Origin of the sequence: Chloroflexus sp., from assembly GCF_034434295.1 — a bacterium.
Classification (GTDB): Bacteria; Chloroflexota; Chloroflexia; order Chloroflexales; family Chloroflexaceae; genus Chloroflexus.
The window spans coordinates 1-15,299 of record NZ_DAOTZQ010000034.1 but is presented as its reverse complement, the minus strand read 5'-3'; the positions used below and the strand labels follow the sequence as shown (position 1 = coordinate 15,299).

At 55.1% G+C, this 15,299-nt stretch carries 12 protein-coding genes; 2 read left to right on the top strand and 10 right to left on the bottom strand.

What is annotated here, in order from left to right; genetic code table 11:
* Nucleotides 1-210 precede the first annotated feature (210 nt).
* Both VAE57_RS05265 and VAE57_RS05260 read right to left on the bottom strand, forming a co-directional pair.
* Nucleotides 211-1,146 carry a PepSY domain-containing protein gene (locus VAE57_RS05265; protein ID WP_322820849.1) on the bottom strand — a complete coding sequence of 312 codons (936 nt, stop codon included), beginning with the start codon at nt 1,144-1,146 and terminating at the stop codon, nt 211-213.
* Between the two features lie 45 nt (nt 1,147-1,191).
* The gene (locus VAE57_RS05260) at nt 1,192-1,665 is read right to left on the bottom strand and encodes a heme-binding domain-containing protein (RefSeq protein WP_322820848.1); all 474 of its coding nucleotides are present in this window, start codon (nt 1,663-1,665) and stop codon (nt 1,192-1,194) included.
* A 160-nt stretch (nt 1,666-1,825) separates the two neighbouring features.
* Here VAE57_RS05260 and VAE57_RS05255 point away from each other — a divergent pair, with 160 nt between their 5' ends.
* A complete protein-coding gene (locus VAE57_RS05255; protein ID WP_322820847.1) occupies nt 1,826-2,509 on the top strand; it encodes a response regulator transcription factor in 684 nt (227 codons plus the stop codon).
* Nucleotides 2,502-4,010 carry an ATP-binding protein gene (locus VAE57_RS05250; RefSeq protein WP_322820846.1) on the top strand — a complete coding sequence of 503 codons (1,509 nt, stop codon included), beginning with the start codon at nt 2,502-2,504 and terminating at the stop codon, nt 4,008-4,010. Before VAE57_RS05255 ends, VAE57_RS05250 begins: the two co-directional genes overlap by 8 nt.
* A gap of 255 nt (nt 4,011-4,265) precedes the next feature.
* Here VAE57_RS05250 and VAE57_RS05245 read toward each other — a convergent pair whose 3' ends face one another.
* The 8 genes from VAE57_RS05245 to VAE57_RS05210 all read right to left on the bottom strand — a co-directional run.
* Nucleotides 4,266-5,285: a 3-oxoacyl-ACP synthase III gene (locus VAE57_RS05245; protein ID WP_322820845.1), complete on the bottom strand. Its 1,020-nt coding sequence runs from the start codon at nt 5,283-5,285 to the stop codon at nt 4,266-4,268.
* A gap of 55 nt (nt 5,286-5,340) precedes the next feature.
* Nucleotides 5,341-6,336: an NAD-dependent epimerase/dehydratase family protein gene (locus VAE57_RS05240; protein ID WP_322820844.1), complete on the bottom strand. Its 996-nt coding sequence runs from the start codon at nt 6,334-6,336 to the stop codon at nt 5,341-5,343.
* A 7-nt stretch (nt 6,337-6,343) separates the two neighbouring features.
* A complete protein-coding gene (locus VAE57_RS05235) occupies nt 6,344-8,038 on the bottom strand; it encodes a fatty acid CoA ligase family protein (RefSeq protein WP_322820843.1) in 1,695 nt (564 codons plus the stop codon).
* A gap of 16 nt (nt 8,039-8,054) precedes the next feature.
* Entirely contained in the window at nt 8,055-10,091 is a 2,037-nt protein-coding gene (locus tag VAE57_RS05230; RefSeq protein WP_322820842.1) for a S9 family peptidase, read from the bottom strand.
* Nucleotides 10,092-10,104: 13 nt separating this feature from the next.
* Nucleotides 10,105-10,986 carry an alpha/beta fold hydrolase gene (locus VAE57_RS05225; RefSeq protein ID WP_322820841.1) on the bottom strand — a complete coding sequence of 294 codons (882 nt, stop codon included), beginning with the start codon at nt 10,984-10,986 and terminating at the stop codon, nt 10,105-10,107.
* Nucleotides 10,987-11,493: 507 nt separating this feature from the next.
* A complete protein-coding gene (locus VAE57_RS05220) occupies nt 11,494-13,581 on the bottom strand; it encodes a putative bifunctional diguanylate cyclase/phosphodiesterase (RefSeq protein ID WP_322820840.1) in 2,088 nt (695 codons plus the stop codon).
* A gap of 27 nt (nt 13,582-13,608) precedes the next feature.
* The gene (locus tag VAE57_RS05215; protein WP_322820839.1) at nt 13,609-14,073 is read right to left on the bottom strand and encodes a response regulator; all 465 of its coding nucleotides are present in this window, start codon (nt 14,071-14,073) and stop codon (nt 13,609-13,611) included.
* A 240-nt stretch (nt 14,074-14,313) separates the two neighbouring features.
* The coding region (locus tag VAE57_RS05210; protein WP_322820838.1) for a sensor histidine kinase at nt 14,314-15,299 on the bottom strand (986 nt) is incomplete at its 5' end.

Here is a 15,299-nt window from a genome sequence, read left to right as displayed (position 1 = left end):
TATCGCTCCTTTTCTGGTGTGGCTTGAGCGAGATGGCAGGCATACACGTCAGTGCAATATGCAGGTACCAATCGCTCAAACCACATGCATTGCAGATTCCTGTTATTCCCCTTAGAGGAGTGCTTTTCGATTGCACAGATGTATGTCTAATTGCCAGGTGAATAGGCTTTCTTACGTTACCTGTTAGTATAGGTGACAATAGGATGACATCTAGTCATCTTCGTCATCTTTCTTATCGTCATCTTTCTTATCGTCATCTTTCTTATCGTCATCCTCCTTATCATTATCATTATCGTCGTAGTTGTCATACGTGTTTTGGTTTTGGTCATCGTAAGCGTTTTTCACCTTCGCGTACACCACCTGAGCGGTGTAGGCATCGACATAGACCTTACTATCATCACTGAACTTCACTTCATAGACGTCTACCCCATGCTCGTATTCCCGCTTGACCTTATTAACTGTACCACCGCCCAGATACGCGACGGCAGCCGCGATAGCCTGATCTTCGCTGATGGGATTGGCAGATTGCGCAATCTCGGCAATAGTGTTCGCCAGGATTGCTCCGGTTTGGGCATCTACATAAATTGCACCGCGATCAAACACTACTTCATAGGCTGGCGTGCCCTGAAGACTAACCAGTTCTGGTGTGCGCATCAGGGTCGCGCTGCCGGCTGCGGCTTGGGCTATCGCCTGGGCCTGCTCCGGTGAAACAGCGTAGGTTGGGGCTGGTGGTGCCACAGGTGCCTGAACCGGGGCTGGCTGCGCTGCCGGTGCTGCCGCAGCAGGTGCAGATTGCGCTGCCACAGCAGGTGCAGACTGTGCTGCCGGCGCTGCCACGGCTGCCGATTGTGACGCCGCAGCTAATGTATCGAGCTGCTGCTGCGCGACGCTCAACCGCTGATTTGCTTCAGCCAGACGTTGTTGCGCTTCGGCCATTGATGCCTGATACGCTGCTTCCCGCTCACGGATCATGGCTTCAACGGTTGGGTCAATGGCTGGAACGACGATTGGGGTCGACTCGATCACAATCTCAGTTGGCACCTCACTCAGCGGTTCACTCACACTTAACCTGCTCGCGACTCCGCCAATCACAACCAGTACGAAAGCGGTCAATGCGGCTGAAATCAGAAACATGGTACGATTCATGGCAATGTCTCCTTTCTCATCTGAAAGATTGAACCTCACATCAAATCAGTCATCGTCGTCACCGTACCCCTCTCCCGAACGGAGGCCGGTAGCACCGGGTGTGCCGGCAATCAGGGTTTCCTTTTCCTGGGGGGTTAGATTGGCCTCTGGATGGAGCAGAATATACGCACGTGGCGGCATCTCACCCTCACGCAGCACTTCAGCAATCTCGGCTGCCAGCTCCTCTGGCTCACGCAGGGGGAGCGAGAAGTTGAGTTCTGCCCGTCCTTTCAGCACGTCATACGTCACCAGCCACGACACCGGGGCAACTCTGCTATACCAGGGCCAGTTCGTCTGGGTACTGTGGCAGTCGTAGCAGGCGCGACGAGCAATGCTCGCCGCTTCCGGCGTTGTCCAGGCCACATCGGTAACAACTGGTGGATTGGTTTGGAGCATCCAGACCGGGATGGCTTGCATACCGACGAACAGGACAATCAGCGCAATCGCGATTATGCGCGGTTTGAAAAATCTTCTCAGCATAACGCCTCCGTGTGCAGTACGTGCCTTCGCGACAAACAATACAGCGGCTTTCTCAAAACACTCTTAAAATAGCCACGCAACATTCCAATCTTTTTCCAAGGTTCTTGAGGTATAATAAAATCAGAGGTATACTCTGTCAGGTAAGGGAGATGCCACTGCGATGCGGATTTTGATTGTCGAAGACGACAAGCGCCTGGCCCGACTGATCGAACGGGTCTTAAGTGAAGAACGCCACACGGTCGATGTGGCCTGGGATGGCGAGAGTGGGCTTGATCTGCTGATGCAGGGAGTCTACGATGTGGCAATTATCGATTGGATGCTACCAGGACGCGACGGGCCATCGTTGTGTCGCGCTGCCCGCGCTGCACACCTGCCAACTGCCCTCATCCTCTTAACGGCCCGTGGTCAGCTCGAAGATAAAGTCCTCGGTTTCGAGAGTGGTGCCGATGATTACCTGGTTAAACCTTTTGCCTTCGAAGAGCTACTGGCACGGGTGCGAGCGCTTGGACGACGTTTCCACCCCAATCTCAGCGCGAACGATGAACTGCGGGTCGGCATCATTGTGCTCGATTTACGAAATTACACGGCACGCCGGGGCGAGCGTCGACTTGATCTGACCCCCACCGAGTGGCGTCTGCTGGAATATTTGATGCGGAACGCTGGCCAGACCTTGACTCGCCAGCAAATCCTTGATTATGTCTGGTCGTTTGAACACGACGTGCAACCGCAAATGGTCGATGTCTACATCTCATACCTGCGCCGCAAGCTCAATGCGTCGGGCGAGACCGACCCGATCAACACTATTCGCGGGATTGGTTACCGATTGGAGGCTGAACGTGTTTAGGGGACTACGCTGGCAATTTACCCTGTTCTACGCCTGTGCTGCCGTAGTCATCATCGCGTTGATCGGCGGCGGCACCTACGTGAGCGTTGCCGGTTACTTCGAGCGCATCACCGATCTGGCCCTCCAGCACAAGATGGTGTACGAATTTCATGCGCTTAATGCCCCATTGCCACCAGGACTGGCTCGTGCCGACGCCGACTGGTCACTTTTGCGGTCAGCCAACACCATAAACCGCAACCGGCGACTGTCCGTAGAAGAGGCGGCACAGATTGCGCTGGCAGTACGAGGGGGTGAGATCAAAGAGGTCAAATTAGACGATTCATATTACGAGGTCAAACTGCGCGACGGCAGTGAAATCGAGATTGATGCATACAGCGGCAAGATCATCAAAATCAAGCTCAAGGGCGATTCGGTGGTAAACATCCCTGCCACTTCAGCTCTGCCATCCGCCTATGATGCCGAACTATCATCAATCTTTGTCTTGCCTCTTGACACCCAGGGTCGTATTCTATTCAACCCCAATCCGGCAGTACTACCAATGCCAGCACATCAGGTAGCATTAGACGCTGCGTTACGTAACGGTTCTGACATCCGCACCATCGAGACCGCCACTGGTCAGCGCGTCCGTCTGCTCACCTATCGTCTCACCCGACCCGATGGCCCGGCAGCCCTGCAATTGGGCCGACTCCTGACCGATCAGGAACAGGTATTGCGGCAGTTGGTGTCAGGACTCATCGGCCTTGGTTTCATCGGCGCCGTGATTATCGGCTTTGCCGGTTGGTGGCTGGCCGGCCGGGCGATCCGCCCGGCAGAGGAAGCCTGGGCACGCCAGACACGCTTCATTGCCAGTGCCAGCCATGAATTGCGGGCGCCCCTCACCCTGATTCGGGCCAGTGCCGAGGTTGCACTGCGCCACGCCAGCGATGCAGATCAACGCGAACTCCTGTCCGACGTGCTGAGCGAAAGCGATCACATGCGGCGTCTGGTCGATGACCTGCTGACCCTCTCACGCCTCGACAGCGGCGCACTGGTCTTACAGCGTCAACCGGTATCTCTCCCATCATTCCTCGCCGATCTCCACCGGCAGGTACAGCGCCTGGCTGAAGAGAAGGGCATCGCAATCCAGCTTACACCAATCACCGGCACTGTACTCGCCGATCCCGATCGCTTACGGCAGGTGTTACTGATCCTGATCGATAACGCCCTGCGCTATACCCCATCTGGAGGCGTTATTACCATCACCACCGAACCGGCAGGAAAACAGATTCGTTTGAGCGTCAGCGACAATGGCTGCGGAATCGCTCTAGAACACCTTCCCAACATCTTCGAGCGCTTCTATCGGGTTGATGCGGCTCGGAATCGGAGCGATGGGCATGCCGGTCTTGGGCTGGCAATAGCCAAAGGACTGGTTGAAGCACACAGTGGGGCCATCGATATTGAGAGTGAGGTTAATCGCGGTACGCGGGTCTGGTTTACGTTACCGGTGGCGGCAACTGGGTGATACGGAATGCTTCTGCATCTCTTGTATTCAAACCAGGTGTCTGTTGCATCGCTTACATCAAGCCCGGCACGCGATGCAAGACGTATCCTTCCGCCCCCGCGTATAACCAGGCGAACATATAGGGGCGGGTTTAAAACCCGCCCCTACCCGCTCATCCATAGCATACAGGTACCCCCGGGGATCGCTATGGACAGTCACGCTTCACCGCATAACCGGTAACAGGTAGAGATGCACCGGATCACGCAAGATTTGGTATCACCACGTCACGCTCATCATTGAACAGTTCAACCCGGAACCAATACCGAGCAGCCCGACATGATCTCCTGCGCGCAGCCGTCCGGCTTCTGCTGCTTGCGCCAGCGAAATCGGCAATGCTGCCGGACCGACATTGCCCAACGTCGGAAAATTGAGAAAAAGCTTGGACGGTGTGATGTGGAGCGCTTTCGTCACCGCCGCCATGTGGCGTGCGCCAACCTGGTGCGGTGCGTAGAGTGTAATCTGCCGGTCACTCCAGTTCGGCAAGACCTCTTGGGCCAGACGCCAGGTATCTACGGCCAGCTCTACGCCGGCATGCATCAGCGCGCCGGCATCTGTTTTCATATAGTCCGGCTGCCCCAGACACAAGTGGTTGTATTGTGTTGCTGCCAGGGTCACCACCCCATTCAACCGGTGACCATTTCTGGCGAAGCGCTCGTGGGTGAGCAGCATTGCTGCCCCGCCAGACCCCAATGTCAGGGTCGCAAAATTATCGCGCAAATCCTGTTTGGTTGTCTCTGGGCGGCGCAGTCGCCGGATCGTTGCCATCACGGCATCCTGCGCACCCTCGCCATCAACGATCAGGGCATACTCGATGGTTCCGGCGTCGATCATCATACCGGCAATCGCCATGCCGTTGAGAAAACCCAGACACGCATTGCGCACATCGTAGTTGATTGCTCGCGGCGACAGCCCAAGATTGCGATGAACGAAGCACGCGGTTGCTGGTTCGAGGTAATCCTGACAGACCGAGGTGTTGATCAGCAGCCCGATGCGTTCGCGATCAATCGCCACCTGATCGAGGAGACGCTCAGCCGCCATGGTGGCAACTGTGCTGGGTAGCGTTCCTTCATCCCAAAAGCGACGCTCGCGAATACCCGATAGCGCCTCTAATTTGCCGCGAGGGAAGCGTAAACGCTCCATTGTTTCGGCAATCTGATCCTCGATCCAATCGGACGTGATCCGATGAGGAGCTAACACATAACTGACTGCTTCGATCATGACATGCCTGAATAGCACGAAATCCTCCCTGTCTCGGTAATGATTGAAGATTGCTGAAACCCGGTGCTCTCGTTTATGGCTGGACGTCTGTCAGGGCAAACGTGCGCTCTATACCTTCCTCAATCCTGATCCGTGGCGTGTAACCAAAATCTCGTTCAGCAGCAGCATGGCTAAACCAGTGCGAATGACTAAGTTCGTGCACCATCAGACGCGTAAGTGGTGGCTCGCCGGGAAGGCGGAGGATTGTGTAAAGCAATTCTAGTCCGGTCGCCAGGAATGTTGCTGCTGACGCTGATATACGACCGCGTACCGGTGGACAGTTGGCCGCTTTCAGTATCTCGCCAATGAATTGCCAGAGGTTTACCGGACGTTCCTGACCAATGAAGTAGGCACGACCCCGGAGTGGCGAGCGTTCGTTCAACGCTGAAGCTGCCAGGAGGTGCGCAGTGGCGGCATTTTCGACGTAACATACGTCAACCAGATTTGTTCCATCACCAACCTGGAAGAGCATTCGCCGTCGCGCCCGTCGAAGCAGCCGGGGCAGAATGTGAGGATCGCTTGGCCCCCAGATCAGATGTGGCCGCAGCGCAACCGTTGCAATATCGGTCTGGGTAAGCACGTACCGTTCGGCAATCGCCTTGGTGTGCGGATACGGTGCAAGATACCGCCTGGGATATGGCAGATGTTCATCCCCGTCGTGGATGTCCTCGTGCCCAATCACAACCGAAGGGGTTGAGGTATAGACCAGTTTCGGCACACCGGCCCGAATGGCCGCCTTGACTACCCGCTGGGTTGCACTAACGTTAGCCCGGTAGAACTCATCGTAGCTGCCCCATAACCCGGCTTTCGCAGCAACGTGAAATACGGTCGTTACACCGCGCATCGCCTGTGACAGTACCGACGCCGATTCGGGTAAGGTCAGGTCGACCTGGTAGGTCTCGACCCCCAGTGATTGCAATTCAGGATAGGCACCACGCCCAATCACGCGCACGTGATCACCACGTGCCAGCAATTGCTCGACGATGTAACGACCGACAAACCCATTCCCCCCGGTAACTAATGCAATCATAGCTTTTTCACACAGATATACGCAGGCGACGTGCGGCCCAATCGGCCAGTTGTTCGCGAAAGATCTTTGCGTTGTGGCGAATGTCCACCGGAAATGACGGATGGATCAGAAAGGTCTGAATGATCGCTGTGGTTTCGGTTGTGGTTGCCAGTTGGCGCAGCTCGCGGATCAGTTGTGAGGTTGAAATGGCCCGATCACGCCGCCGTTCGACAACGACAACCGGCAATTGTGTGCCGGGCTTTCCGATCCCTACCAGCGCCGAACGGGCAACCGCCGGATGCTGGTTGAAGAGACGCTCAACCGGCTCGGTGAAGAGCGTCCCATGCGCCGTCATCACGCGCTGACTTTTACGTCCGTAAAACCAGAGCCGCCCTCGTTCGTCGAAATATCCGAGATCACCCATGCGATGCCAGATGCGGTTGCCGTCGTTGATTTTGGCTAACGCAGTTGCCTGGGGCCGCCCGACGTAGGTATGGGTGACAGTGGCACCACGCACACAAATCTCGCCAATGACTCCAGGCGGCAAGCGGTGGGTATCCTGCCAGGCGTGAATTGGCTCATCGGTGATCGGAATAATTGCGACCTCAACGCCGGGAACCGGATAGCCGATACACGTACCAGCCAATGGTGAGGGGTATTCAGCATGTGCCGCCAGTACCTCGCGACCGCTGATAGAAGTTACCGGCAACGCTTCGGTAGCACCGTAAGGTGTGAAACTATCAGCCGTAGGCGACAGAATGCGATGCAAACGCTCGTGCAGATGGATTGGCACCGGTGCTCCCGCCGTCAACACCCGCCGGAGCGACGGTAGTTGAATATCGTGGGCCAGACAATACGCCGTCACTTTTTCCCAGATTGCCGGTGAACCGAAGGTCGATGTCACGCCGAGATCACGGATAAACTCAACCACGGCGGCCGGATCGCACTGGGCCGGTCGTGTCGGATCGATAGGTGGAATTGCCGATGTCACCCCCAGCGCGACATTGAACAGGGCAAAGAGCGGGAAGGCCGGCATCTCGACCTCACTCGCCGCAATCCCAAACAGATTGCGCAGTGTATGAATCTGCGCCTCAAACATGCCGTGCGTATACAGAACACCTTTCGGGGTACCGGTACTACCACTCGTAAAGACAATTGCTGCCGGATCATCAGATTGCATGTCCGCCAGCGGAAACGGTGTCCGCAGCGGTATATCAAGCTCGCGTAAGGCGGCAGCACCGGGCAAGGCTGGCCCTACCGAAACAGCGTATCTAATAGTCGTACAGGAGCGGGGAAAGATCAGCCGTAACAGATGCGCCCGCGGCACCCCGATGAATGCCTCTGGTGCAACTTCGGCAATGCACTGAGCCAGATTCCGCCGCCCCATTGCCGGGTCAATCAGGATCGGTACACAACCGGCCTTCATCAGTGCAAAGGTGAGGCTGATCAGTGGCACACCGGCTGGAACCATCAGCAAAACCCGCATTCCCTTCCGTAACCCGTAAGCTGTCAACCCCCACGCCAGCCGGTCACTGGCAGCGTGTAACCCGGCAAAGCTCTGCCTGCGGTAGATGACCTTACCCGCCCGATCCCGTCCGACCCCACCGACAACAGCCGTCTGATGCGGACGTTTCTGAGCCATCAAGGGTAGATGGCGGGCAACGTTCGCGCCGGCCACCATTGTGAAGGTGACACGCGCAGCGGTCTGTTCTTCGTTGCGCATCCTGACCTCTGCTTCTCTACGCATGAATGCCCAATGCGGTTAAGATAAACGCATACTCCCAGGCAAACTCTTCGAGGCGGGCAAACCGACCCGAATGGCCGCTGTGTCCGGCCTGAAGGTTGGTTCGCAGCAGCAGCATCGTGTCATTTGTCTTCACAGTGCGTAATTTTGCCACCCACTTAGCCGGGTCCCAATACGGTACCTGGAGGTCATGCAAACCGGCGGTAGCCAGGATATGTGGGTACGCACCCGGTTTCAGGCTCAGGTAAGGATCGTATGAACGCATTACCCGATACTCTTCCTCAATAGCCGGGTTACCCCATTGCTCCCATTCGGTAACAGTCAGCGGCAGATCGGGTTTGAGCATGGCGATAATCACATTGGTAAAGGGCACACCGGCTACCACAGCCTGGAAGAGATCAGGACGGGCATTCACCACGGCACTCATCAGCAACCCACCGGCGCTGCGGCCACTGATCGCCAGGTGTGACGGCGAGGTGTAACCCTCGTTGATCAGATGTTCCGCACAGGCAATAAAATCGCTGAACGTGTTCGGCTTGTGGCGCATCCGTCCCTGTTCATACCACTGCCGCCCCAACTCCTGCCCACCACGAATATGCGCAATCGCCACGGCAAAACCGCGGTCAAGCAGACTCAGGCGCTTACTATCGAACGCAGGATCGTAGCTGTAGCCATACGCGCCGTACCCAACCAGCAAACAAGGGCCACCGTTCCGTGGTCGATCACGGCGATAGACAATCGAAATCGGAACCTGCGCACCATCCGGTGCTGAAGCCCAAAGCCGCTCACTGACATAGAGCGACGGATCATAGCCCGAAGGAATCTCTTCCTGCTTCAGCACCTGCCAGCTTCCCTGACGCATATCGTAGGCGACGATAGACGGCGGCGTGACCAGCGAGCTATACGACAGCCGAAGCTGATCGGTAACAAATTCCTCATTGGCATCAGGCGTACAGGTATAGACTGGTTCGGGGAATGAAACATACCGCGGATTGTTCCCATCAGGATCACTAATCCGAATCTGACGCAACCCGGCCCGTCGCTCATAGACGACGAGATAGTCGGCGAAGCAGCTGATCCCATCGATCAGCGTATCAGCACGTTCCGGCAGAATCTCAACTACATCTGTCGGATGATCCACTGGTGCACTCACCAGCCGAAAATTCTCGGCCCCATCATTCGTTCTGATATAGAACCGATCCCCGTGATGATCAACGAAGTACTCAATCTTCGGTCGGCGCGGATAGATTACCCGCCACTCGGCAAACGGAGTTGCCGTCGGCACATACCGCACCTCGGTACCGCCGTGACTGTAGCACGTCAGAAACAGATACGCCCCCGAACGACTCCGGCGCAGACCCAAATTAAACCGCTCGTCCGTCTCTTCGTACACCAGCACATCATCGGCAGGAGACGTGCCCACCACATGGCGATAGAGACGGTATGGACGGTGAGCTTCATCGTACACCGTATAAAACAGGGGCTGCTCATCAGCCCATGCCACGTCGGCAACCCGTTCAATCGGCACATCAATGAGATCACCTGTAGTCAGGTCCTTGATATAGAGCGTAAAAATTATCGCACCGGTGGTATCGAGAGCATAGGCGAGACGACGATGATTGGGGGATGGCTTGTATGGGCCAAGCTGACAAAACGCATGCCCGACAGCCAGCGTGTTCAGATCGAGCAGCACTTCTTCCGGCCCATCATCACCCTCGGTACGACACATCAGCGGATACTCGGCACCGCTTTCTGTACGTGCATAATAGCGATAACGACCATATGGTACCGGCACCGAGCGATCATCTTCTTTGATGCGACCACGCATCTCGTGGTAGAGACGCTCACGGAGGGCTGCGGCTGGTGCCATCACTGCTTCGGCATACGCATTTTCCGCCTCAAGGTAGGCAATCACTGCGGGATCATCACGGTTTTCCAGCCAGGCAAACTCATCAACAATCTCATCGCCCTGTATCCGGATCACCACCGGCTTACGGTCAGCCACAGGAGGTTGAGGTAACTCTACGCGCATACACATTCCCCTCTTACTCTGACAACAACCAGTGCCCCAGCAGCGCAATCATTTCATCGGAAGCATCCTCTAACACATAATGCCCGGCATCATCGAGACGGGTAACGTAAGCGGAGGGAAACCGGTGTAGCCAGCCGGCCAGAAACCGATCATCAAAACACCAGTCCCGTCCACCCCAAAAAATTCGCACCGGCTTATCACGCAGATGCACTAGCTCACGATCAATCGCATCAACCACAGGCCATGTCGGATGACCGGGATGCAGTGGAATGTCTTGTACAAAACGAGCAATCGCAATCCGGTCGGCGAACGTCCGGTAAGGCCAGAGATAGCCTTCGCGCACTACCGCTGGTAACGGGCGGGTAACTGCCATGGTGGTTGCTGCAATGGCAAAAGCGTTAAGTTGCCGGATGACCCATTCTTCCAGCCTGGGCAACTTGCCGGCGGCAATACGCAACGGCACATGGGGTGAGAGGAACGCTGCCGTATTCAACACCACAATCCGCCGCACCCGATCGGGATGACGCACTGCCCATCCCATCCCAATCGCCCCGCCCCAATCGTGCACGACCAGATCAACCGGCCCGACATCAAGCCGGGTCAGCAGGCTTTCCAGGTTGGCGATATGATTGACGAGCGAGTAGCGATAATGTTGCGGCTTATCCGACAATCCACATCCCAGGTGATCAGGCGCAATCACTCGCCGTTGTGTGCGAAGCAGCGGGATCAGGCGACGATAGAAGAACGACCAGGTCGGATTACCATGCAGCAAAACCACTGGTGGCCCATGGCCTTCATCCACGTAGCGCATCACACCGGCAGGCAGAGCATATTCGTGTACATGAAACGGGAAGAGTGCGCGGATCGGTGCCGGTACTTCGGTATGTATCACCATGCGAGACATGTGCTCCAATAACACAGCGTTTGCCTATATGTGAGTATACACCGATTACGCATTGTGCGTTGTGTCTTCGGGAATGACACGTTGGTAGGCCGCAGCGGGAATAGTGTTGTTCATCCCTGCACCCATCAGCACATACTATCCCATCATGCGTGATCCTGGGCAACATCGTGTGGCAGCCAGTCGTAGGATGAACTGTGAGTATCACAAACACCAAACGGATGTTCGCGGATTATAGTAACCCAAGTTGCCACCTGTACTGTGAGCAGGCCACGGAGTCTGATTGCCAGGATGAACAGCATGACGTTGCACGCAACACCGTGAGGCGTAACCGCATATGGGTGACAGCCAGTTCCTATGGGTGTACCGGGTCACGCCTCACGGTAGCAACCCGGGTTGAACCTATCCTCTGTGTCTCTGTGGTGACAAGGTAGCAACTTGAATTAGCACGTGCCGGTGATCTGCAATCCTGCCAGAGCTGCCACGTGATCGGTCAGCGCTTTAGCCTGCCTCATCCAACAACCGACTCGCCTCCGTCGCCGGCAATGGATACCCTAACAAATACCCTTGCCCGTAATGACAACCGACTGTGCGCATGCGATCAACCTGCTCGGTAGTCTCTAGCCCTTCGGCTACCACTTCAAGATTAAGACTCCGGGCCAGATTGACGATAGCACTCACGATCGCCTGTGAATGATGAGTTTGGTCAAGCTGAATGATAAAATTGCGATCAATCTTAATTTGATCAATCGGCAACTGGATCAGATAACTCAGCGAAGAATAACCCACCCCAAAATCATCAATCGCAATCTGAATACCGTATGACCGCAAACGCGTCAGCACTGCGGCAGCCTCCTGGCTATACTCCATTAAAGCGCTCTCAGTCAGCTCCAACTTCAGACAGTTCGGCGGGATGTTGTATTGCGTCAACAATTGAACAATCCGCGCATAAAGATCGGGAAGCATAAACTGGTGCGCCGAAAGATTCACACTCACCGACAGATGGGCGGCGTGGGGAAAGGTGTGCTGCCACGCGGCCAATTGCTGGCAAACGTGTTCAAGCACCTGCCAGCCGATAACATCTCCCAACCCAACCTCCTCGGCCACATCAAGAAAAGCGGCTGGTGTCAGGATACCGCGTGTCGGATGTTGCCAGCGCACCAACGCCTCAAACCCGATCAATCCTCCTGAACTGATATTCATAATAGGTTGATAATAGACAATAAACTCACGCTGAGCAACGGCTCGCCGTAATTCATTTTCGAGTGCTAAACGTGCCTGCGCAGCTTCACGCATTGCCGGATGAAAGACCTCGTAACGCGATTTACCACTCGCCTTTGCACGATACATCGCAATATCGGCATCTCGCAATACTTCCGCCGGATCGTTGTATTCCGCTGAACCAAATACAATCCCAATACTGACCGACGAGTGAAGCATCTGGCCATCAATCTCAACCGGCAAACTCAATTGGTGAATGATGCGTCTGGCGACCTGCACCACAGCGTCAAGTGATCGAATATCATCGAGCAAAATAACAAATTCATCGCCACCCAAACGGGCACACGTATCAACCGAACGCAGACAACTGTGTAATCGCGAAGCTGCGGTTACCAGAAAGCGGTCACCAACCGGATGCCCGAAGCTGTCGTTAATCACCTTAAAGTAGTCAAGATCAAGAAAGAGCACGGCAAAGTGATACTGTGGGTTGCGCTGGCTGCGTTTGATCGCCTGCGCCAGGCGATCACTCAACAGGACTCGATTGGGCAGGCCGGTCAACGCATCGTGTAACACCCCATGCTGAAGCCGTAATTCCATCAATTTACGCTCGGTGATGTCGCGATAGTTAACAATCACCCCCTGAACCGCCGGATCATCGAGCCAGTTCGAGGCCGTTGCTTCAATCCAACGCCAACCACCATTGGCATGACGTGCGCGAAACTCAGCCATTGCCGTAGCACCGGATTGCTGGATGATGTTCAAAAACAGCCGCTGAACCCGCTCACGGTCGGCTGGATGAATAAAGGCAAAACCCTCGACCGGCTGAGTCAGAAAGCCTTCGGTCGGATAACCGAGCAACGTCTGCGTTGATGGACTGGCATAGCGAATAAAGCCATTGTGATCCACTATCGAAATCGCATCGCTGCTCCGCTCGATCATCGCCCGAAAGAGCCGCTCACTCCGTCGTAAGGCTTGTTCGGCCTGCTGTCGTTCGATGATGAGTCGTCGTTCACGTAACGCCCGTTCGGCAATACGTGGCAGGTCAAGCAGCGTAGCCGGCGTTTTCACCACATAATCCAGTGCACCCGCTTTCAGAGCAGATACTGCGGCCCGCTCATCACCATAACCCGTCATCAACACAACCGGCAACGTTAAGCCATCAGCACTCGTGACCAACAGCTCATCACCCCGTCCGTCGGGCAGGAGTAAATCACAAATGATCAGGTCAAAAGACCGTTCGCCCAGGTGTTGTCGTGCTTCTGCCAGCGATGCCACGACAATAAGTTGATGATTTCCCTGCTCAAATGCCCGTCGCGCCAACTCGATATGATCGGGATTATCTTCGATGAGTAAAATTTGGAGAGTCACGTACAACCACCTGTATCGAATACGTTATCAGGCAACATACTGAGAGCTTTGAGGAAGCTGATTCCATTCCAGCCAGTAATCACCTAAATCATTCAGCATCCGGCTAAATTGTTCAAAATCAACCGGTTTCACCAGATAACTGTTGGCATGAAATTGATAAGCCAGGCGCAGATCGCTCTCAGCGCGTGAGGTGGTGACCACAACCACCGGAATATGGCTAATGGCTGCGTCTGTCTTCATCGCCTGAAGCACCTCCAGACCGCTCAAACGCGGCAGATTCAAGTCGAGCAATACCACATGTGGGCGCGGACTGGTTGCCGGATCAGCGAATTGAGCCTGCCGGCGCAGATAGTTCAGCACAGCTTCACCATCGGCAACAGGGATAATTCGATTAGGAATACGGTGATCGTTCAAGACACGAGTAATCAACTCGGTGTGATCGAGATTGTCTTCCACAAGCAAGACAACAACCGGATCAGGGCTGGTTGACATGTCACACCTCTTTCTCATCGATCCGTGAAGCACCGGAAGTTTTCCAGGCAGAGCGTACATCACTGCATTATTCCCCTCCTTGCCCAACCGTCATCGTTGCCACGTGTACCTTGAGCTACCACCACCGGTCAGTGTGTATGGCATCAGTCTATCATGCGAACACGTCCGTTCACGGACGATCTGTCTTTGTTATATGCACACTATTCACTATCACATGGCTTGTGACGGATGCGAGATATGCTACTGAACAAGACCTTGCGCCCTCTCTTCCTGACGCGGAGGCTCCGGCAATGTCAGATAAAAGGTGGTTCCTTTACCCAGACCATCCGATTCCACCCATATCTTACCACCGTGCGCTTCTACAATCCTGCGCGCCAGGGCTAACCCAATGCCAGTACCATCTACCTGCGCGTTCAAGCGTTCAAAGAGGCCGAACACCCGCTGGAGATAACGTGGTTCAATCCCAATTCCATTATCACGAACACTAACCAGCACAAACCCGGGCAGATCGGCGCGACGTGCGTCAATCCAGATTTGTGGGTTCGGCTGATCACCCATAAATTTGGCTGCATTGTCGATCAAATTCTGAAACACTTCCCGCAGGCGTGTGCGATCACCGTAAACCTCTGGCAGATTGGGCGGCAGATGGAGATAGACATTCCGTTCCGCTAAACGACCACTCACCCCGGCTGCAGCTTCACTAATTAGTAACCCTAATCCGATCCGTGATAACTGACTCAACTGACGCCCGGCCCGCGACAGGTTGAGCAAATCTTCCAGCAATTGATACATCCGATCAGCAGCGTCCTTGATCCGCTGAATATCCGCCGGTATTCGTTCCAAACGACCGACAGCCAGGTCACGCTCAATATATCCGGCAAAGCCTTTGATAGTAATCAACGGGCTTTTCAAATCATGTGACACCGTATACGTGAACTGCTCCAGTTCACTGTTTCGGGCTGTCAACTCGCGCAATAAATGCTCACGCTCGATTTCTGCCTTCTTACGCGTAGTGATGTCCATCCCCACTGCCTGATACTCAAATGGTTCCCCATACTCATTGAAGAGCAGGCGATTGACCCAGCGCTGCCAGCCAATGGAGCCATCTGGCTGAATAACCTCGTGCTCGTGTTCTATCGTCGGTTGCTCACGGCTAAGCAGAGCAATCTCCACTGCCACCTGTTCGCGTTGCTCAGGGGGGATCAGTTCATAGAAGTTAAAACCGA